Source organism: Salinicola sp. MH3R3-1 (assembly GCF_001937155.1).
Lineage (GTDB): Bacteria > Pseudomonadota > Gammaproteobacteria > Pseudomonadales > Halomonadaceae > Salinicola > Salinicola halophyticus.
The window spans coordinates 286,731-307,718 of sequence record NZ_MSDP01000007.1; the positions used below are offsets into that span (position 1 = coordinate 286,731).

Annotated in this window: 16 protein-coding genes; 7 read left to right on the top strand and 9 right to left on the bottom strand. The window is 61.8% G+C overall.

Translation table 11 applies throughout. From position 1 onward, the window contains the following. Positions 1-37 precede the first annotated feature (37 nt). From BTW08_RS05980 to BTW08_RS05990, 3 genes are read left to right on the top strand one after another with little or no spacing between them, the layout of a single operon-like run. A complete protein-coding gene (locus BTW08_RS05980) occupies positions 38-1,978 on the top strand; it encodes an RNA-binding domain-containing protein (RefSeq protein WP_075561595.1) in 1,941 nt (646 codons plus the stop codon). After that, complete coding sequence (locus BTW08_RS05985) at positions 1,968-5,123, top strand: type I restriction endonuclease subunit R (protein ID WP_246837659.1); 3,156 nt, start codon at positions 1,968-1,970, stop codon at positions 5,121-5,123. The genes BTW08_RS05980 and BTW08_RS05985 overlap by 11 nt, the downstream gene beginning before the upstream one ends. Before the next feature lie 5 nt (positions 5,124-5,128). Beyond that, entirely contained in the window at positions 5,129-5,809 is a 681-nt protein-coding gene (locus BTW08_RS05990) for a hypothetical protein (RefSeq protein WP_075561596.1), read from the top strand. 209 nt (positions 5,810-6,018) lie between these two features. Here BTW08_RS05990 and BTW08_RS05995 read toward each other — a convergent pair whose 3' ends face one another. Then, positions 6,019-6,882, bottom strand: coding sequence for a YicC/YloC family endoribonuclease (locus BTW08_RS05995; RefSeq protein WP_075561597.1), 864 nt, complete (start codon positions 6,880-6,882; stop codon positions 6,019-6,021). 174 nt (positions 6,883-7,056) lie between these two features. Here BTW08_RS05995 and rph point away from each other — a divergent pair, with 174 nt between their 5' ends. After that, positions 7,057-7,779, top strand: a complete 723-nt coding sequence (rph, locus tag BTW08_RS06000; RefSeq protein ID WP_075561598.1) for a ribonuclease PH — start codon at positions 7,057-7,059, stop codon at positions 7,777-7,779. A gap of 15 nt (positions 7,780-7,794) precedes the next feature. Here the strand turns inward: rph and BTW08_RS06005 are convergent, their stop codons facing one another. Further along, entirely contained in the window at positions 7,795-8,388 is a 594-nt protein-coding gene (locus BTW08_RS06005) for a TetR/AcrR family transcriptional regulator (protein WP_075561599.1), read from the bottom strand. A gap of 181 nt (positions 8,389-8,569) precedes the next feature. Between BTW08_RS06005 and BTW08_RS06010 the strand changes: the two genes are divergently transcribed. Then, the gene (locus BTW08_RS06010; protein ID WP_075561600.1) at positions 8,570-8,986 is read left to right on the top strand and encodes a RidA family protein; all 417 of its coding nucleotides are present in this window, start codon (positions 8,570-8,572) and stop codon (positions 8,984-8,986) included. A gap of 109 nt (positions 8,987-9,095) precedes the next feature. Here the strand turns inward: BTW08_RS06010 and BTW08_RS06015 are convergent, their stop codons facing one another. From BTW08_RS06015 to BTW08_RS06025, 3 genes are all read right to left on the bottom strand, one after another. Further along, a complete protein-coding gene (locus BTW08_RS06015; RefSeq protein WP_075561601.1) occupies positions 9,096-10,229 on the bottom strand; it encodes an alkene reductase in 1,134 nt (377 codons plus the stop codon). 200 nt (positions 10,230-10,429) lie between these two features. Then, positions 10,430-11,197 (bottom strand): glucose 1-dehydrogenase, encoded by a 768-nt coding sequence (locus BTW08_RS06020; RefSeq protein ID WP_075561602.1) that lies wholly within the window; start codon positions 11,195-11,197, stop codon positions 10,430-10,432. A gap of 25 nt (positions 11,198-11,222) precedes the next feature. Beyond that, entirely contained in the window at positions 11,223-12,602 is a 1,380-nt protein-coding gene (locus tag BTW08_RS06025) for a GntP family permease (RefSeq protein ID WP_075561603.1), read from the bottom strand. A 160-nt stretch (positions 12,603-12,762) separates the two neighbouring features. Here BTW08_RS06025 and BTW08_RS06030 point away from each other — a divergent pair, with 160 nt between their 5' ends. Both BTW08_RS06030 and BTW08_RS06035 read left to right on the top strand, forming a co-directional pair. Beyond that, positions 12,763-14,340 carry an FMN-binding glutamate synthase family protein gene (locus tag BTW08_RS06030; protein ID WP_075561604.1) on the top strand — a complete coding sequence of 526 codons (1,578 nt, stop codon included), beginning with the start codon at positions 12,763-12,765 and terminating at the stop codon, positions 14,338-14,340. Between the two features lie 84 nt (positions 14,341-14,424). Continuing rightward, entirely contained in the window at positions 14,425-16,650 is a 2,226-nt protein-coding gene (locus tag BTW08_RS06035) for a prolyl oligopeptidase family serine peptidase (protein ID WP_083627706.1), read from the top strand. Between the two features lie 51 nt (positions 16,651-16,701). Here the strand turns inward: BTW08_RS06035 and BTW08_RS06040 are convergent, their stop codons facing one another. The 4 genes from BTW08_RS06040 to BTW08_RS06055 all read right to left on the bottom strand — a co-directional run bounded on the left by BTW08_RS06040 (position 16,702) and on the right by BTW08_RS06055 (position 20,550). Further along, complete coding sequence (locus BTW08_RS06040; RefSeq protein WP_075561605.1) at positions 16,702-17,637, bottom strand: amidohydrolase family protein; 936 nt, start codon at positions 17,635-17,637, stop codon at positions 16,702-16,704. 10 nt (positions 17,638-17,647) lie between these two features. Beyond that, complete coding sequence (locus BTW08_RS06045; protein ID WP_075561606.1) at positions 17,648-18,928, bottom strand: TRAP transporter large permease subunit; 1,281 nt, start codon at positions 18,926-18,928, stop codon at positions 17,648-17,650. Further along, positions 18,925-19,476 carry a TRAP transporter small permease gene (locus BTW08_RS06050; protein WP_210403198.1) on the bottom strand — a complete coding sequence of 184 codons (552 nt, stop codon included), beginning with the start codon at positions 19,474-19,476 and terminating at the stop codon, positions 18,925-18,927. The genes BTW08_RS06045 and BTW08_RS06050 overlap by 4 nt, the downstream gene beginning before the upstream one ends. A 63-nt stretch (positions 19,477-19,539) precedes the next feature. Continuing rightward, positions 19,540-20,550, bottom strand: coding sequence for a TRAP transporter substrate-binding protein (locus tag BTW08_RS06055; RefSeq protein WP_075561607.1), 1,011 nt, complete (start codon positions 20,548-20,550; stop codon positions 19,540-19,542). Positions 20,551-20,988 lie beyond the last annotated feature (438 nt).

The following is a 20,988-nucleotide window of genomic DNA, read 5'->3' on the forward strand; positions in this document are numbered from 1 at the left end:
ATAACAAGGAATTAGCACGTAAAAATTGAGGTTGTTGATGCTGGAAATTGACTCTTTGGAAGATATCGTCGCACTGCGTGAGAGCGTCGACGTCGAGTGCAAGCTGGCCCAGGGCCGCGATGGCAAGGGCGCTTTGCCCAAGGAGTTCTGGCCGACCTACAGTGCTTTCGCCAATAGCCAGGGTGGCGATATCTTCCTGGGGGTGAAAGAGCTCTCCGACGGACGCTTCGAGCTAGCGGGTGTTGCCGATACGCAGAAGATCATCGATGAGCTGTGGACCGGGCTCAACAATTCTCAAAAAGTGAGTGCCAATCTGTTGCAGGAGCGCTGGGTCAACGTTATCCAGATTGCAGGCAAGGCGGTCGTGCATATTCACGTGCCGCTCGCCACGCGCCAACAGCGCCCGGTTTATCTGCGCGGCAATCCGCTGACCGGTACGTATCGACGCTTCAACAGCACGGATCATCTGCTCAACGAAGAGCAGGTGCGGCGAATGCTGGCCGAGCAGGTGGAAGATAGTCGCGACAATGAAATTCTCTTCGGCTATGGCCTGGAGGATCTGGACCTCGAGAGCTTCAAGCACTACCGCCAGCTCTACGCCACTCGACAGCCGGATCATCCCTGGAATCAACTGGATGCGCTGGAATTCCTGCAACAGCTCGGTGGCTGGCGAAAAGAGCGTGAATCCGGTCGAGATGGCCTCACTCGCGCCGGCCTGCTGATGTTCGGCCAACAGGTGGCCATCATCGAAGCCTTTCCCAACTATATGCTGGACTACCAGGAGCGTCCCGAAGCCAAAGCGGAGCTGCGTTGGGTCGATCGTCTAACGCTCGATGGCAGCTGGTCAGGCAACGTGTTCGATTTTTACCGGCGGGTGATCCGCAAGCTGGTTGCCGATCTCAAGGTGCCCTTCGCGTTGGAGGGTGACAAACGCCAGGACGATACCCGCGTCCACAAGGCGCTACGTGAAGCCATGGTCAACACCCTGGTGCATGCCGACTACTCGGGGCGAGCTTCGGTGCTGGTGGTCAAACGACCCGATATGTTCGGTTTTCGCAACCCCGGTCAGATGCGGGTACCGGTCGATCAGGCGACTGCCGGTGGCCAAAGCGATTGTCGCAATCGGTTGCTGCAAAGCATGTTCCGCCATATTGGCTTGGGGGAGAACGCCGGCTCGGGTCTGCCCAAGATATTTGATGGCTGGACGAGCCAGCACTGGCGCAAACCGATTCTGCGCGAGGTCCACACGCCATCAGAGCAGACCCTGTTGGAGCTTCATATGCTGAGCTTGGTGCCGGAATCCGTTCTGGTGAAACTGGGCGATGCATTGGGGGAGGATGTCTTTTCCCGCCTGACAGACGCCGAGCGACTAATCCTCGTCACCGCGTCCATCGAGAAGGCGGTGGATCATCGCCGGATGATGTCCATCATCGATGTTCATCCGCGCGACCTCAGCCAACTGCTATCAGGGCTGGTAGAGAAAGGACTGATGCTAAGAAACGGATCGGGTCGAGGCACGGTCTATTTTCTGCCCGATGCGCATCTGGATGACATCATCACAGAGCTGATGCTGGGTGACGGCGATTCTTCTGCTATGGGTTCTCAAGCAACCGAGGCCGAGCGTTTGGACAATAGCTCCGGACCTTTGGAAGTCAGCTCCGGACCTTTGGAAGTCAGCTCCGGACCTTTGGACATTACCCCGGTACTTTGGAACCAACTCTCAAGGCTGGCAGAGCCGGTGGCATCGACGGGGAAAGCGCCCAGAGACAAGGTAGAAGAGACTATCCTGGCGGTCTGTTCGCATCACCCCTTGCGACTGGAGGATTTGACTCGCTTGCTCGATCGGTCAGCAGAATCCTTGCGCAAGCACTATCTGCAACCACTGGTCAGGGCGCGCAAGCTGAAATTGCTTTATCCCACCAAGCCCAACCACCCCAGCCAAGCCTACATGACGGAGGAGAACGGCCATGATCAATGAAGATCAGCTGGAGCAGCTCTGTCTCGAATGGTTCAGCGAGACCGGCTGGGAAATCGCTAATGGGACGGATATCGCACCCGATGGCTCTGCCCCTGAGCGGGCGGACTACCGGCAGGTGTTGCTGCTGGCCGATTGTGAGGCGGCGCTCTCGCAGCTCAATCCGCAGCTACCGGAGGAAGCCATTCAGCAGGCCATGGCGCAGGTCAGCAAGCCGGAAAGCCCCGACCCGGTGCTGGCTAACCGTGCATTCCATCGGCTGCTGTTGGACGGTATACCGGTGCAGTACAAGCAGGATGATGAGACCGTTCATGACCGCGCCTTCCTGATTGACTTCGAGCATGTCGAAGCCAACCGCTTCCGGGCTATCAACCAGTTCACCATAACGGGTACCAAACAACCTCGGCGACCCGATGTGATCTGCTTTATCAATGGCCTGCCGCTGGCCGTACTTGAGTTGAAGAGCCCGAGCAGCGAGGTCGTGGGTATCTGGGACGCCTTCAATCAGGTGCAGACCTACAAGGCGGAAGTTCCGGATTTATTTATCACTAATGAAGCGATTGTAGTGAGTGACGGCTACTGGGCTCGCGTCGGCTCGTTAACGGCGGACCAAGAGCGCTTCATGCCGTGGCGCACGCTCAAGCATGAGAATGATAAGCCACAGCTGGAATGGCAGCTGGAAACGCTCGTACGGGGCTTCTTCGATCGCGAGCTGTTCGTCGACTATCTGCGCTACTTCGTGCTGTTCGAGACCGACGCGGAGAAAGTGATTAAGAAAATCGCTGGTTACCACCAGTTTCATGCGGTGCGTGAAGCGGTCAAGGCGACCGTGATCGCCTCGCGGGAGATAGCCAACGGTGTTGGCGAAAGACGCGCTACCTATGGCGAGGAAGTGGTGCCCGGCAGCAAGAAAGCGGGCGTAGTGTGGCACACCCAAGGCTCTGGCAAGAGCATCTCGATGTGCTGCTATGCGGGCAAGCTGCTTCAACAGCCAGAGATGGGCAATCCGACGCTGATCGTCGTCACGGATCGCAACGATCTGGATGGCCAGCTGTTTGCGACCTTTAGTAACGCTCAGACACTGCTAAAGCAGGAGCCGGTTCAGGCGGGGGATCGCGAAACGCTCCGTCGCCTGCTGGCCGAGCGTGAGTCCGGCGGCATTATCTTCACCACGGTGCAGAAGTTCGCGTTGCTGGATGACGAGAGTGGGCATCCCGTTCTGAACGGGCGTCACAACATTGTGGTGATTTCCGACGAAGCCCACCGCAGTCAGTACGGCCTGAAGGCAACCCTGAAGCAGGATGGACGCTACAAGTTCGGCTTCGCCAAACATATGCGAGATGCCCTGCCCAACGCGGCTTTCATCGGCTTTACCGGCACCCCGATCGCCAGCGAAGATAAGGACACGCGGGCCGTATTCGGCGACTATGTTTCGGTCTACGACATTCAGGATGCCGTCGACGATGGTGCCACCGTCCCCATCTTTTACGAGTCGCGTCTGGCCAAGCTGGAGATCAACCGCGAAGAGATCGAGCAGCTGTCCGGGCAGGTCGACGAGATCATCGAGGACGAAGAGGACACCGGCGCGCGGGAACGCACTAAGGGAGAGTGGAGTCGCCTTGAGAAGCTCGTGGGCGCTCAACCCCGCTTGAGTCGGATCGCTGCTGATCTGGTTGAGCACTTCGAAACCCGTAACGCGGCGATCGAGGGCAAGGCGATGATCGTCGCCATGAGTCGCAGTATTTGTGCCCAGTTGTACAACGAAGTCGTCGCGCTGCGCCCTGAATGGCATGACGATGATCCAGAAAAGGGCGCCATCAAGGTCATCATGACTGGCTCTGCCGCTGATGACGCGCTACTGCAACCTCACATCTACAACAAGCAGACCAAGAAGCGGCTGGAAAAGCGCTTCAAGAACCCGGGCGATCCGCTGAAGCTGGTGATCGTACGAGACATGTGGCTGACGGGCTTCGATGCGCCTTGCTGCCACACCATGTACGTCGACAAACCCATGAAAGGCCACAACCTGATGCAGGCCATTGCTCGTGTGAATCGGGTATTTAAGGACAAGCCCGGCGGGCTGGTGGTCGACTACATCGGTATCGCCAATGAGCTGAAGAATGCGCTGAAGACCTACACCGACTCCAGAGGCAGGGGCCAGCCGACGCACAGCGCGGAAGAAGCATTGGCGCTGCTGCTGGAGAAGCTCGATGTCATTCACGGCATGTTCGCCAAAGGGCCGAACAGCGATGGCTTCGATTACACCGGCTTTGAGGAAGCCCCCCACAAACTGCTGGTGCCCACCGCGAACTACATTCTCGGCCTCGAAGACGGAAAAAAGCGTTTTCTTGATACCGTGCTGGCCATGAACAAAGCCTATTCCCTTTGCAGTACGCTCGACGAGGCACGCGAGCTACATAAGGAGCTGGCGTTTTTGTCGGCGGTGAAGGCGGCGCTGGTCAAGTCCACGAGCGTGGACCGCAAGCTGAGCGAGGAAGCCAAAAACTCTGCGTTGAAGCAGATTCTCGACAATGCCATCGTCGCCGAGGACGTCACAGATGTGTTCGCACTATGCGGTCTCAACAAGCCCAACATTGGCCTGCTTTCCGATGAGTTTCTCGAAGACGTGCGTCAGATGCCGTACCGCAATCTGGCTGTAGAGCTGCTGGAAAAGCTGCTCAAGGACGAGATCAAGTCGAAAACGCGCAGCAACGTGGTGCAAGAGAAGAAGTACGCCGACCGCTTGCAGGAAACGCTGCGCAAGTACAACAACCGAGGAATAGAGACGGCGCAGGTGATCGAGGAACTGATCGCCATGGCCAAGCAGTTCAAGGCCGAGATGGAGCGCGATGTCGCACTAGGCCTAAGCGCCGATGAAATCGCCTTCTACGACGCTCTGATTACCAATGAAAGTGCCGTGCGGGAGCTGGGCGATGACACGCTGCGAGCGTTGGCAGTCGAAGTCACCAACAAACTCCGAAACTCCACGACAGTGGACTGGCAGATTCGTGAGAGCGTACGCGCCAAACTACGTATTCTGGTGCGCCGCACACTGCAACGCTATAAATACCCGCCGGACAAATCGGCTGAGGTCATCGAGCTGATTCTCAAGCAGGCTGAGCTTCTTTCGAATAGCTGGACCAAGTGACGGACATGACTGAAAAGACGATTCAATATAGTCAGGATTACGATACAGCTCTTGATCAATTGCCCCATTACCAGGCTTATCCGCGTATGCGGCCTTTCGTTGGGCATTTATACGGCCACCATGGCCCAAAAATTCTACTGGTGGCGGAAAGCCATTATCTGCCGCGCAACAGTACGCTCCATCTGGATGCACAACGCTGGTATGCGGGCACGGAAGCAGTTTTTAGCGAAGCTGATAAGCCTGGCTGGATAAATACCCGCGATATTCTCAATAAGCCAGACGGCAGGTGGACGGCGAAGGGCCATACGATCTACCAACGCCTGAACCGGGCGCTCATCGAGGCTGGGTATCCCGGTAACGATAATATGTTCAAATATGTCGCCTTCATGAATGGCTTTCAGCGGCCTGCGGTAACCGGGGACAGCCTCAAGGTTCATAGACAGGACCTGATGGTCTCTCGAGAAGTGTTGAATGGGGTAATCGACGTTCTAAAACCGGATCACGTGATTTTCGTTTCCACAAAAGCGAAAAGGCACTTGGCCAAGCATCTTGAAATTGAGTCTAAAGGCGTTCCTCATCCTGCGTGCGCTTGGTGGTACAGGGCCTCGAAACATGGGACGGGCAAAGAGCGATTCATTAGTCTGATGTCTAGCATCTACCCTAGCACAGAAGCTGACCGATACTGATCAGATTGAGTTCTACTGCGAGCGGGGGCGACGGGCGGTAGGGGATAGCTACGATCAGTGGAGATTAAGGTACCTGCTTCGATCGCTTTTCCATACTCCAGATAGCGAAAAACCCCGGTGCACTCACCGAGGTTTAGACGCCGACCGAGTGCTCCCAGTCCATTTACCAGAGATTGTGAGTACGCTGGCTTACGAAATCAACTCACCACTCACTCCAGATTCTGAATCTGTTCCCGCATCTGCTCGATCAGCACCTTCAGCTCCACCGCGCAGCGGGTGGTGTCGGCGACGATGGCCTTGGAGGAGAGGGTGTTGGCTTCGCGGTTGAGTTCCTGCATCAGGAAGTCGAGGCGCCGGCCAATGGGGCCTTTTTGCTTGAGCTGACGTTCGACCTCAGTGACGTGGGTTTCCAGCCGGTCGAGTTCTTCGGCGACGTCGGCCTTGTGCGCCATCATCACCATTTCCGCTTCCAGGCGCTGCGGGTCGAGTTCGGTCTTGGCGCTTTCGAGCCTTTCCAGCAGCTGCGTGCGCTGGCGCTCGAGAATCGTCGGCAGGTGCTCGCGCACGATGGCGACCTGTTCGCGCACGCCCTTTAGCCGCTCGTTGATCAACTCCGCTAGGCGTTCGCCTTCGCGGGCGCGGCCGGTTTCCAGATCCTTCAGCGCGGCGTCGAACAGTTCGAGGCCGGCGGCTTTGACCCGGTCGATATCCAGGCGCTGGGTGGCCATCACTCCGGGGTGGGCGAGTAGCTCCAGGGCGTTGGGCATCGGCGCTTCCGGCAGTTGGGCGCGAACCTGGGCCAGCGCCTGGGAAAGCGCGGTGAGCTGATCGGCGTTGATGCCCGGCGCGGCGTTGCCTTCGGCAGGGTCGAAGCGCAGCGAGCACTCCACCTTGCCGCGGGCGAGTCGCTGGCGCATCGCTTCGCGGTAGTGCGGTTCGAGATCGCGCAGGGTATCGGGAAGTCGGAAGTGTGGCTCCAGGTAGCGCTGATTCACCGAGCGCAATTCGAGCTGCAGGCTGCCCCAGTCGGCATCACGGGTCTGGCGGGAGAACGCGGTCATGCTATGGGGCATGGGGAATTCCTTGAATCGTCGAGCTGATCGATCGAGTGTAACCCATCCGTGAAGACGTTGGCCGCCGCTTGCCCACGGTGAATGTACGGCTGACCCGTGTAGAATGGCCGGCCTGCTGTGAAGCGTCGAAGGCGTGGCGCTTCTGTCATTGATGTTTTGGATCGAGAGGCTTTCATGCGCCCGAGTGGACGACAACCCGATCAGCCCCGTGAGGTCACGCTGACCCGCGGTTTTACCCGTCACGCCGAAGGCTCGGTGCTGGTGAGCTTCGGGGATACCCAGGTGCTGTGCAACGCCAGCGTCGAGGCCGGCGTGCCGCGTTGGCTGCGTGGCAAGAACCAGGGCTGGGTGACGGCGGAGTACGGCATGCTGCCGCGCGCGACCCATTCCCGTAGCGGCCGTGAAGCGGCGCGAGGCAAGCAGGGCGGGCGCACGCTGGAAATCCAGCGCCTGATCGGCCGTTCGCTGCGCGCGGCGGTGGATCTGAAAAAGCTCGGCGAATATACCATCACGGTGGACTGCGACGTGCTGCAGGCCGATGGCGGCACGCGCACGGCGTCGATCACCGGGGCCTGCGTGGCGCTGATCGAAGCACTGCAGTACATGCAGCGCAAGAAGATGATCAAGACCGATCCGTTCCGCCAGCTGGTCAGCTCGATCTCGGTGGGCGTCTACAAGGGCACGCCGGTGCTCGATCTGGACTACCCGGAAGACAGCGCCGCGGACACCGACATGAACGTGGTGATGACCGAAGACGGCAAGCTGATCGAGGTGCAGGGCACGGCGGAAGCCGAGGCGTTCTCCCGCGCCGAACTCAACGGCATGCTCGATCTGGCCGAGAGCGGCTGTCAGACCCTGTTCGCCAAGCAGCATGAGGCGCTGGGCATTCGTCGCTAGGCGCCAGGTCTGTCGTCATTCGCGCGTCACCAATAGCCCGGACGCCAGCTGGCGGAAGGCGTCGGTGGCTCTCTCCAGCACGTCTGCATCGTCGCTGGCGGCAACCCACAGTGCGGCGTTGAGCGCCGCGCCATTGATCAGCCGGGCGGCGGCTTCCACGTCGACCGGCTTGACGATTCCCGCCTTGGTCAGCGCCTCCAGCGTCGTCATCGTCGCCAGCAGGCAGCGGTTCTGGCTCGGCCACTGGGAAGGATCTCCCAGTACCGCCGGGCCATCCAGCAGCACGATGCGCTGGATCTCGGGATCGCGCGCCAGCTCGATGTAGGCGCCACCCTCCGCCAGTAACCCCTCCCAGGCGTTCGTATGGCGCTGCCCAATGTCGTGGGCGCGAGCGGCCATCTCGCTGTCGAGTTGGTCGACGACCGCAGCCAGTAGCCCCCGCTTGTCGCCGAAATGATGATATAGCGCGCCACGGGTCAGGCCGGCGCGAGCAGTGAGCTCGTCCATCGAAGCCCCGGCGTAACCCTTCTCGGCAAAGGCCGCGCGTGCGGCATCGATCAGCTTGGCGCGCGTCTCTTCCAGCATTTCGGCGCGACTGCGTCGGGTCATGATCTCTCCTGTGTTAAAGACGGCTTCTTCGAAGCTGTCGAAAGAGTATCGCGAGACGACGGACATTGGCATACGGAGCGTATATTAATTTGACATACACGACGTATGCGTAATTAATATACGTGTCGTATGTCAATTTCCCGACGCTTTCATGCGTCGCGCCCTCGCGAGGAGTCATTCCATGTTGCAAGCCCAACCTGCCCAGTCGCCGCAGCCGGTCTTTCCTGCCAGCCGCAGCGCCCTTTACGAGAAGCACGGCTATTCGGCCGCGATTCGCTCCGGTGATCTGCTGTTCGTCTCCGGGCAGGTCGGAAGCCGCGAGGACGGTTCGCCGGAGCCCGATTTCGAAAGCCAGGTCGCGCTTGCCTTCGACAACCTGAAAGCGGTGCTGGCCGCCGCCGGCTGCGGGCTGGAAGATCTCGTCGACGTCACTACCTTCCACACCGATCCGGAAAATCAGTTCGAGACGATCATGGCGGTCAAGTCGCGCCACTTCCTTGCGCCGCCTTATCCCAACTGGACGGCGGTGGGTGTGACCTGGCTGGCCGGATTCGATTTCGAGATCAAGGTGGTGGCGCGGATTCCGAACGTCGCCTGATGTCAGCTTTTCCTCCCAACGACGAACGCCCCGCGGTTGCGGGGCGTTCGTCGTCTGACCGACACGATACGGACAGTGTACTGTCGGCGTGTCTTATTGCGTCAGGCGATCAGGATTTCTCCTTGATCATCTTTTCCCGCGCCAGACGCGCCTGCTCTTCCGCGTAGGTAGGGAAGTCGACGTAGCCGCGCGCATCGCCGCCGTAGAAGGTATCCGGGTCGAACTCGGCCAGCGGCCAGTCGTTCTGCAGGCGCTCGACCAGGTCCGGGTTGGAAGTGAAGTGGCGACCGAATACCGGCAGATCGATGACACCGTCATCGACCAGCTTCTGTGCTTCCGCCTTGTCGAGATTGCCGGCGAACAGCAGCGTGCCGCGATAGGCGTCGCGGAACTGACGCAGGAACTCGCGCGGCAGACCGTCCTGACCCTGGGCGCCCTGATCCATGAGGTGAACATAGGCCAGGTTGCGCTTGCTCAGCTCCTCGGCGAGATAAAGATAGGTGCCTTCGATATCGTCGTAGATCGGCATGTCGAACAGCGTGCCGTAGGGCGTCAGGCGCACGCCGACACGGTTTTTGCCGATCAGTGCGATGGAAGCGTCGATTGCCTCCAGCAGCAGGCGGCAGCGGTTCTCGCGCGAGCCGCCGTACTCGTCGGTACGGTCATTAAGACCGCCGTTGACGAACTGCTCGAGCAGATAGCCGTTGGCGCCGTGAAGCTCGACGCCGTCGAAGCCGGCATTGCGCGCATTCAGCGCTGCCTGGGCAAAATCGCCCACCAGCCGACGGCACTCCTCGGTGGTCGCGGCGCGGGGCGTGGTGGCCGCCAGCATGTCCGGCTGACCGTCTTCGTTGTAGCCGAATGCCATGCCGCCCTGCTTGGCGCTACTGCTGATCGGTGCGGCACCGTTCTGCTGGATCGAGGTGTGCGAGACACGGCCGACGTGCCAAGTCTGGCAGAAGATCACGCCGCCGCGCTCGTGCACGGCCTGGGTCGCTTTCTTCCAGCCGGCGATCTGATCGGGGCCGTAGATGCCCGGGTTGAACAGATAACCCTGGCCCTCGCGGGAGATCGGGCTGCCTTCGGAGACGATCAGTCCGGCGCTGGCACGCTGGCGATAATAGAGCGCGCCCATTTCGTCGGGCACGTCGCCCTTGGCGCGGGCGCGGGTCATCGGCGCCATGACGATGCGGTTGTTGAGACGAGTGCCGGCAAGATCGAACGGTTCGAATAGCGATGTCATATCGTGAACTCCTTTTACGCTGACATTCGGTCGCGATGACGTCAGGCCAAAAATAAGGCGAGCCCTTTCGGGCTCGCTCGAATAGACCAAAGTCTAGGAAACGATTAGCCGACCAACAATGAATCCTGACGACTATGTCGATGCAGCAAAACTATCGACCGTCGAGATCAGGCCATTGGCTCGCTGGCGTGGCGGCGTTTTCAGACCACCGATGTCATCCCGCCATCGACGGACACGTTCTGTCCGGAGACGAAATTCGACGCGCCGGAGCAGAGATAGACCAGCGTGCCCACCAGCTCCTCGACCTGACCCCAGCGCTGCGCCGGCGTGCGCTTTTCGATCCAAGCGTTGAAGTCGGCGTCCTGCCACAGCGCCTGGTTCATGTCGGTCTGGAAGTAGCCGGGGGAGAGGCAGTTGACCTGGATGCCGTAGCGCGCCAGGTCGGCGGCCATGCCCTGAGTCAGCAGTGCCACGCCGCCCTTGGAAGCGGCATAGGGCACGATGGTCTCCCGGGCGAGTTTCGACTGCACCGAGCCGATATTGACGATCTTGCCGCTGCCGCGCGCCGACATCGCCGGGCTCACCGCCTTCGAAACGTAAAAGGCGCTGGAGAGGTTGGTGGCGATCACGGCGTCCCAGTCGGCGGGGTCGAAGTCGTTGAACGGGCCGCGTTTCTGCAGCCCGGCGTTGTTGACCAGGATGTCCGGCACGCCGAGGCGTTCGATCAGGGGGGCGATTGCCGCTTTCACCGACTCGGCATCGGTCACGTCGAAGGCCACGGCTTCGACCGTGGCGCCGGTTTCCGCCGCCAGCTTCCGGGCGGCTTCCTCGGCCGCTTCCTGGCTGCGTCCGTGGACGATCACGCGGGCGCCCTGTTCGGCCAGCCCGCGGGCCAGCGCGTTGCCCAGTCCGCGGGTGGAACCGGTGATCAGTGCCAGGCGACCTTGAATATCGAATAGATTGGTCATCGTTGTCCTCGTATCGGTGAGTGCTCTAGAAGATCAGATAGACGGCGCAGGCCAGCACGAACCCGACCACGGATTCCAGCGCCTGCTGCACGGTCCAGGTCATCAGCGTGGTCTTGACGTCCATGCCCAGCAGGCGACCCACCAGCCAGAAGCCGGAGTCGTTGACGTGGCCGGCGAACACCGAGCCGGCGGCGGTGGCCAGCGTGATCGCGACGATCTGCATGGCGGAAAAGTCGCCACCGGCAACGGCCGGTGCCATCAGCCCGGCGGCGGTGACCAGCGCCACGGTGGCGGAGCCCTGCGCCAGGCGCATGACCACGGCGACGAGATAGGCGGCGGCGATCACCGGCAGGCCCAGATCGCTCATCGAATCGGACAGCGCATCGCCGATGCCGGAAGCCTGCAGCACGCCGCCGAACATACCGCCGGCGCCGGTGATCAGGATCACCGAGCAGATCGGCCCCAGCGAGGAGTCGACGATCTTCTCCAGCGCGCTGCCGCCTTCGCCGCGACGGCTGCCCAGCACGTAGATCGCCACCAGCACCGAGATCAGCAGTGCGATCGGGGTCTCGCCCAGCGAGGAGAGAAACTGGAACCAGGTGGCGTCGCTGTCGGCCACGCCAGCGGCGCGGGCGAAGTCGAGCCCGGTATTGAGGAAGATCAGTGCCAGCGGCAGCAGCAGCAGCCCGATGACCGTGCCCACGCTGGGCGGATTCTCGATTTCGTCGTCGTCCTGGCCGCCGAACAGGCTCACTTCCAGCTTGAAGTCGAAGCGGCTGGCGGCGAAGCGCCCCCACAGATAGCCGGAGAGATACCACATCGGAAAGGCGATGATGATCCCCACCAGCAGCACCAGACCCAGATTGGCGCCGTAGAGCTCGGTGGCGGTGACCGGGCCGGGGTGCGGCGGCACGAACACGTGCATCACCGAGAACGCCGCTGCCGCCGGCAGCGCATAGAGCAGCACCGGGCCGCCCAGGCGCTTGGCCACGGCGAAGATGATCGGCAGCATCACGATCAGGCCGGCATCGAAGAAGATCGGGAAACCCATGATCAGCGACGCGATGCCCAGCGCGAACGGTGCCCGGGCCTCGCCGAACAGCGACACCATCTTCTCGGACAGTACCTGAGCGCCGCCGGAGTGCTCCACCAGCTTGCCCAGCATCGCACCGAAACCGACCAGCAGCGCCACCGAACCCAGCGTGCCGGCGAAACTGTCGGTCATGGTATCGACGATGGCGCCCGCGGGGATGCCGGTGGCGAACGCGGTCAGCAGGCTGACCAGCACCAGCGTCGGGAAGGCGTGTAGATGAAAGCGAATGATCAGAATCAACAGCAGGGCGATCGCGGCAGCGGCGATGCCCAGCAGTGGCCCTACCGTCAGGGTTTGTGTCCAGTCGTCCATGTGACTCTCTCCTGGAAGTGATCGGTGCGGTTCCACGGTGGCACAGTGTGATATATCAAGAAATACGACATTGGTGGCTGGCGAAAACGGACCCGATTTGAACAATCCTCGAGCTTATCCAACACTTGAAAGGTCACCTCTCATCGTCGGACAGCCCATCATGTATCGCCAATTTTTTTATCCGCTGACGGCCGCGCTGATCGCGGCCACTCTGGTCATCGGCGTCTTCTGGCACGCTTTTCTGTGGCTACTCATTCTCTGGGTGCCGCTGGCCCTGATCGGTTGGCGGGATCTGCGCTCCCCGCACAACGTGCTCTACAACTATCCGCTGATCGGCCATCTGCGCTATCTGCTCGAGTTCGTGCGCCCGGAGCTACGTCAGTACTTCTTCGAGTCCGAAACCAGCGGTCGCCCGTTCTCCCGCGAGCAGCGCAACCTGATCAACGCCCGGGCCGACGGTAGCGGGGATACCTCGCCGTTCGGCACCATTCGCGACGTCGGCGCGCCCGGGTACAATTTTTCGTATCACTCGATCCAGCCCGGCAGCGTGCCGGACGAGGCACGCCGGATCGTCATCGGCGGGCCGCAGTGTTCGCGCCCCTACTCCTCCTCACGGTTGAATATTTCGGCGATGAGCTTCGGCTCGCTCTCCGGCAATGCCGTCGAGGCGATGAACCTGGGCGCCAGCCAGGGCGGGTTCGCCCACGATACCGGCGAGGGCGCGATCAGCCCTTACCACGAAAAGCACGGCGGCGATCTGATCTGGGAGCTGGGCACGGGCTATTTCGGTTGCCGCCAGAAGAACGGCCGCTTCGATGCCGAGACGTTTCGGGACAAGGCGCGCAGCGAGCAGGTCAAGATGGTCGAGATCAAGATATCCCAGGGCGCCAAGCCCTCTCACGGCGGGCTGCTGCCAGGGGCCAAGGTCAATCGTGAGATCGCGAGTACGCGTCAGATCGAAGTAGGCAAGGACTGCGCATCGCCGTCGTCGCATCCGGAGTTTTCCACCCCGCGCGAGCTGATGGCGTTCGTCGTTCGCCTGCGCGAGCTCAGCGACGGCAAGCCGGTCGGGATCAAGCTCTGTCTGGGCCGGCGCAGCGAATTTCTGAGTATCTGCAAGGCGATGGTCGAGACCGGCACCCTGGTCGATTTCATCGTCATCGATGGCGCCGAGGGCGGTACCGGCGCGGCGCCGCAGGAGTTCTCGGACAGCCTTGGCGTGTTCATCGACGAGGCGCTGCCGTTCGTCGATAGCGCCCTGCGTGGCGTCGGCCTGCGCGACAAGATCCGGCTGGTTGCCAGCGGCAAGGTGGCGCTGGGTTACGACATGGTGGTCAAGACGGCGTTGGGCGCCGACATGTGCAACGCCGCGCGACCGTTCATGTTCGCCGTCGGCTGCATTCAGGCGCGGCGCTGCCACACTAACAAGTGCCCGACCGGGGTGACGACGCAGGATCCCAAGCGCTCGCGGGCGATCGACGTGCCGGAGAAAGCCGAGCGCGTGGCCCGCTACCACAAGGCCACGCTGGACGGCTTCGCGGCGTTGACCGGGGCGATGGGGCTGTCGCATTTCGACGAGCTGACGCCGGATCATATTCGCCACCGCAGCGCCTACGCACCGGCTCGCGGCTATGCCGATTTCGAGCTGCCGAAGCTCGAAGAGGCGCAACTGCTGGGTGAAGAGATTCCCCCGGAATGGCGCGAGCACTGGCAAGCGGCGGCCGTCGATCGCTTCTAGGCGGATCGGGGCTCCGGCCCCGACTCGCACCGGCGGCGCCACGTGCTAACCTCGATGGCAGTCACCCTGTCATCGAGGCACCGCATGTTTCCTTTTCCCGCCTATCGCTATCAATCCGCCACTTCCGATCCCGCTTCCGGTGGGGCCGGCAGCGGCGACACTGATCACACAGACACTGGTCACACAGAAACTGGTCACACAGACCACGACCCTCATCGATGGCTGGAAGCGGTCGACAGCGCCGAGGCGCTGGCCTGGGTCGAGGGTCACAACCGACGCACGCTCGCACGTTTCGAGGACGCCGATTTCGCCACGTTGCAGACGGGGTTGCGCGAGATTCTCGACGCCGACGACCGCATTCCGTTCGTGGTCAAGCGTGGCGAGCATTACTACAACTTCTGGCAGGACGCCGAGCATCCGCGCGGTCTGTGGCGTCGGACCAGGTGGGAATCCTATCTTCAGGCGCGGCCCGAGTGGGAAGTGCTGATCGATGTCGATGCGCTCAATGCCTCGGAAAACGAGAACTGGGTCTGGCACGGCGCCGATTGTCTCGAACCGGAAAAGCCGGGTGGCCCCTGGGAGCGGGCGCTGGTGTCGCTATCCCGCGGCGGCGCGGACGCCGACGTGACCCGCGAGTTCGATCTGATCGCCAAGCGCTGGGTCGGGGCCGACGGTAACGGCGAGGCCGGCTTCGAGCGTCCAGAAGCCAAGGGCGGCATGAGCTGGATCGACCGCGACACGCTGTTCGTCTACACCGATTTCGGTACCACGGGCTCGGGTGAAAGCGCTTTGACCAGTTCTGGCTATCCCCGCCTGGTCAAGCGCTGGCGCCGGGGCGAGCCGATGGCGGCGGCAGAGACGATCTTCGAGGCCGCCGAACAGGACCTGATGGCGCTGGCGTTTCACGACAGTACTCGCGGTTTTGAGCGCGATTTCATCCATCACGCAATGGCATTCTACGAGCAGCGACTGATCGAACTCCTGCCCGACGGCGAGGCGTTCCCCATCGAGGTGCCGCTGTCGGCCCAGGCGGTGGTGCATCGGGAGTGGCTGCTGGTCCACCTGCGCGACGACTGGCAGCTCGAAGAAAACGATCTCAACTTCTCAAGCGGCGCGCTGCTGGCGATCGACTACGCGTCGTTCAAGCGTGGCGAACGCGATTTCACCACGCTGTTCACGCCGGATGCGCACCGCTCGCTGGAAGGGTTCGAGTGGACCCTAAACTACCTGGTGCTGGACGTTCTCGAAGACGTCAAACATCGGCTGCAGGTGCTGACGCCCGGCCAGGGCGCCGACTGGTCACCGCGCCCGATCCCGGGTTTGCCGACGGCCGGTGAAATCGGCGTCGCGGCCATCGATGACGAAGAGAGTGACGAGGTCTTCCTGATCGTCACCGACTATCTCACTCCCACCACGCTGGCGCGGATGGATCTCGCCGCGGTGGATCGAGCGCCGGAGACGATCAAGCGGGCGCCGAGCTTCTTCGAGACCGACGGCATGCAGGTGACGCAGCGTTTTGCCACCAGCGCCGACGGCACGCAGATTCCCTACTTTCTGGTGCTGCCGGCCGGCATGGAAGCGGGAAAACCGCCCCAGCCGCTGCCGACGCTGCTTTACGGCTACGGCGGCTTCGAGATTTCGCTGACGCCGCACTATATCGCCGGGGCCGGGCGCAGCTGGCTCACCCGTGGCGGCGCCTACGTGGTCGCCAACATTCGCGGCGGCGGCGAGTATGGCCCGCGCTGGCATCGCGCCGCGCTCAAGGGAGAGCGCCACAAGGCGTTCGAGGATTTCGCCGCCGTCGCCGAAGATCTGGTCGCCACCGGCATCACCACCCCGCAACGGCTGGGTATCCAGGGCGGTTCCAACGGTGGTCTGCTGGTGGGCAACATGATCACGCGCTATCCGGATCACTTCGCCGCGGCGGTGTGCGAGGTGCCGCTGCTCGACATGCAGCGCTATCACCAGCTGCTGGCGGGCGCCTCATGGATGGCCGAGTACGGCGACCCGGACAGCGCCGATTGGGAAGCCTTCCTCAAGGACTACTCGCCGTACCACAACCTGCGCGAGGACGTGGACTATCCGTCGGTGCTGTTCACCACCTCGACCCGCGACGATCGGGTTCACCCCGGCCACGCCCGCAAGATGATGGCGAAGATGGAAGCGATGAACGCGGGTGAGGTCCATTACTACGAGAACACCGAAGGCGGCCACGGCGGCGCGGCGGACAATGCCCAGCGGGCGAAACTGAGCGCCCTGGCGTGGCGATTTCTGTGGGATCGGTTGAGCGCAGCCCCCGACGCCGGCTGAGACATTTCGGCTTCAGGGCTTCAGGGCTTCAGGATTTCAGGGCTTCGTGAGCTAGCCGGCGGTCTTTTCCTGTGCGCCAAGGCGATACCAGTGGACGGCATTGTCGTGCAGGATCGCCTGCCGGGCGTCCGGCGCGGCATCGGCGATAGCCTGCTCGACCATGCCCAGCCAGGTCGCATAGCTGACATTGAGTCCGGTCACCGGGAAGTTGCTGGCAAACAGGCAGCGCTCGGCACCGAAGATGCCGATCGTTTCGGCGAGCACCGCGATGTTCTGCTGCTCGTCCCAGGCGGCCATGGGGCTCCCCAGTTCCGAAAGCTTGACCGCGACGTTGGGGTTGGCGGCGATGGCACGCATGCCCTCGCGCCAGCGCGTCAGCCCCTGTTCGCTGCGATCCCAGGGCAGGCCTGTATGGTTGAGGATCACGCGCAGATCCGGAGTGGCTTCCAGCGCCCTGGCGGCATCCGCCAGATGCCAGGCCGGTACGCGTAGATCCCAGCACAGATCGCGTTCCTCCAGCAGTCGCAGCCCGCGGGTCCAGTCAGTGTCCTGCAGCGAACCCGATGCGCCGAGCGTGGCGGCGTACTGATCCGGTCTCGCTGCCGTCACCGGCTTGGCGCGCACACCGCGAAACAGCGGTGAACGCATCTGATCTTCAAGCTGGGATTCACAGGCCGGATCGGCGAACGCCGCCCAGCCGACCAGTGCCGTGGGCAGCCCCTGCTCCTCGGCCAGCTGTGTCAGCCAGCGGGTTTCCACCTCCGGCGCCTGCCGGATCGATTCGGCCTCGCAGTGCACGGTGCCTGCCAAACGATAGCCGGGAGGGATCTGTGAGCGGAGATCCGCCGGCAGGAACGGCTGACGGATGCGCGCGTAATCGCCGAGGAAGAAGTGAGCGTCGATCTCGTCCTCGAGCCACGGATAATGCACGCTGCCGTCCAGCGCCCAGAAGTGGTGATGGCTATCGATCAGGGCCTGTTCGTTCATCGGAATGACCTCAGTTTGCCAGCCAGTACAGCGGCACGGTGATGATCTGCGGGAAGGCCACGAACAGCAGCAACAGCACGACGTAGGCCATGACGAAGGGCAGCACGCCCATGACCGCCTTCTCGAACTTGAGCTGCCCCACGCTGGCGATGACATTGAGCACGTTGCCCACCGGCGGCGTGATCAGGCCAATGGCGCAGTTGAGCACGAACATGATGCCGAAGTAGACCGGGTCGATACCGGCGATCTGCACGACCGGCATCAGGATCGGGGTCAGCACCAGGATCGTCGGCGTCAGATCCATCACCATGCCAATGATCAACACGATGGCCATGATGGCCAGCATCAAAAGGCGTGGACTATCGGTCAGCGGGGACAGTAGATCCGCCACCATCATCGGCAGCTGAGCGATGCTGATCAGCCAGGAGGCGACGCTGGCCGCGGCGATCAGGAACATCACCACGGCCGTATTGCGCGCCGCCAGTACCAGTACCTCATACAGCTCGACGAGATTGAGCTCGCGATAGATCAGCGTGGATACCAGCATGGCGTAGACGGCCGCCACCACACCGGCCTCGGTGGGCGTGAAGATCCCGGTCTTGATACCGCCGATGATGATCACCGGCAGCAGCATGGCCCAGAAGCTCTTGCGCAGCGCGGTCAGCCGCTCGGCGCCGGTGGCCTTCGCGGCCACCACCAGCGTCTCCTTGCGAGTGATGAACAGCCACATCAGCACCAGGGTCACACCCATGATCAGCCCCGGCACGATCCCGGCCAGGAACAGCTTGCTGATCGAGATGCTGCCCGCCACCCCGATGATGATCAGCGGAATCGACGGCGGAATGATCGGTGCAATGATGCCTCCCGCTGCCATCAGCCCGGCCGAGCGGCCCGGGGGATAACCGGCTTGGCGCATCATCGGCAGCAGCATGGAACCCAGTGCGGCGGTATCGGCCACGGCCGATCCGGACAGACTCGCCATGACGATGGCAGCGAAGATGGCCACGAAACCCAGCCCGCCCTTGCGATGCCCGACCATGCTCATCGCCAGCAGCACGATGCGCTTCGATAGCCCACCCCGCGACATCACCTCACCGGCGACCAGGAAGAAAGGGATCGCCAGCAGCGTGTAGCTGTCGGCGCCGTTGACCAGGTTCTGGGCCAGGATCTGAGAGTCGAACAGCCCCAGATGCAGCATCAGCACCACGGCGCTGACCAGCAGGGCGAAGGCAATCGGCAGGCTGAGGCCGATCGATGCCAGCAGCGAGGCGAGGAACAGGCCGATCGTCATGGCGCGATCTCCTGATGATGCGATATCGGCTGCAGAGAAAACGGCATCAGCAATCGCAATATCAGGATCAGCGCCATCAGGACGCCGGCGACCAGTGCGGCAAGATAGAAAACGCCGACGGGAATGCCACTGATCGGTGACAGATCGCTCCAGTTGAGCCGTGTTTGGGCATAGCTGCCTTTGATCAGCATCAGGCAGCACCCCAGCATCGCCAGTGTCACCAGGCGTTGCAGCAGACCCTGCAGTTTTTGCGGCAGGCGATCGGATAGGGTCGTCACCCTGAGATGTTCATGCCGCATCAGGCCCACGACCGTGCCGAGGAAAATGACCCACACGAACAGAAACCGGGACAGCTCGACGCTGATCGAGATGCCGCTGTTGAAGCCATAGCGCAGGACGACATTGGTGAACACCAGCGCGATCATCGCCACCAGTGCCAGCACCATGAGCAGATTGAGGGTCGACTCGGCAAGGCGTGACAGGCGGCACAGCATCGTCTGGAGCGAGCCCTGCGGTGGTCGAACCGTAGCTTGCGCCGGTCTGGACATGGCGGACCTCCCCGGAAGTCGCGATCAGTGGTCGAAGGTTGTGGCCGGAATCTCAGCGCCGATCTACTGAGTTTCAGGCCGAGCGGCCTTGATGGCCTCGATCAACTCGGGGCCGTATTTTTCCTCGAAAGTGGCCTGCACCGGGCCTTCGACGATGTCACGCATCGAAGCACGGTCCGGCTCCTCGACGATCTGCATGCCCTGTTGCTTGAGAAACTCGAGATCGCCCGACAGGCTTTTGGCGGCTTCCTGGCGCTCGAATTGAGCGGAATCGATGGCCGCCTTCACCAGTATCTGCTGCTGTTCCGGACTCAGGCTCTCGAACTTGGCCTTGTTCATGACCAGTGGTGCCGCGGTGTAAGCATGTGCCGTCAGCGACAGGTATTTTTGGACCTCGTAGAATTTGGCCGAGCGGATCAGGCTGATCGGATTCTCCTGGCCATCCACCGTGCGCGTTTCCAGGGCCGTGAACAGCTCCGTGAATGGCATTGGTGTCGGGTTGGCTCCCAGTGCTTCAAAGGCCGCGATATGCGCAGGGTTGGGCGTGGTGCGCAGTTTCAGCCCCTTGATATCGGCTGCGGTCTTTACCGGGTGGCGGGAGTTGGTCAGGTTGCGAAAGCCGATTTCCCAGAACGCCAGCCCCTTGAGATCGTGCTCACCCAGCTTGGCCAGCAGCGACTTGCCGATCTCGCCGTCCAGCACGGCGTAGGCATGGGCGTAGTTGTCGAACAGAAACGGCAGGTCGAGCACGTTCAGTTCGCCAACCAGCCCGGTGTAGTAGGGGTTGCCGGTCAGCACGATATCGATCTGACCGCCGCGCACGCTGGATACCAGCGCGGTGTCGCTGCCCAGTTGGCCGCTGGGAAAGACACGAATTTTCAAGTCACCGTTGCTGCGCTCGTCGACGAGCTTGGCAAAGTGTTCCGCGGCAATATTCTGAACGTCCGCCGCCGGCTGGGTATGGGCGAAGTTCAGCGTGGTAGCGGCGTGGGCGCCAGCCATCGGTACGAGGAGCACCGCGGCAGCCAGCAAGCGAGCGAGAAAAGGGTGCGACGTTGAGTTCTGGTTGATCATGCGGCGATCTCCGAGTGAAGACATCCTTCTGGCTGGCACACCAATGGGAAATCAGAGTTCTGAAACCGATGCTCTGAAACCCGTGCCTTGAAGAAGAGATCGGCTGTGAACCCGAAAGCGCTTTCCCGCCATGATCGAGCGCTGGAAGACGGCCGCCGCGTCGAATAACGCAGGCGCCGGGGCTTTCTCCAGGCAGTCAGTCGATGCTCTTCAACAGGGAGATTGCGCCTATTGACTCAATGTATACATTATACGTTGGTCGGCTCGACCTCGTTTTTCGCCTAGCCATTAGTCGCGGCAGGCTTCGAGGATCTTGCGCCGCGCTCCGGTTTCACCGGACCCCTACAGATCAGGCGGGAGCTACGTCATACTGCGGCTCATTCAATCCTCTTTCTGGGAAACCCGATCAATGAGCCAGGGCACGTTGAAGACCGGCAC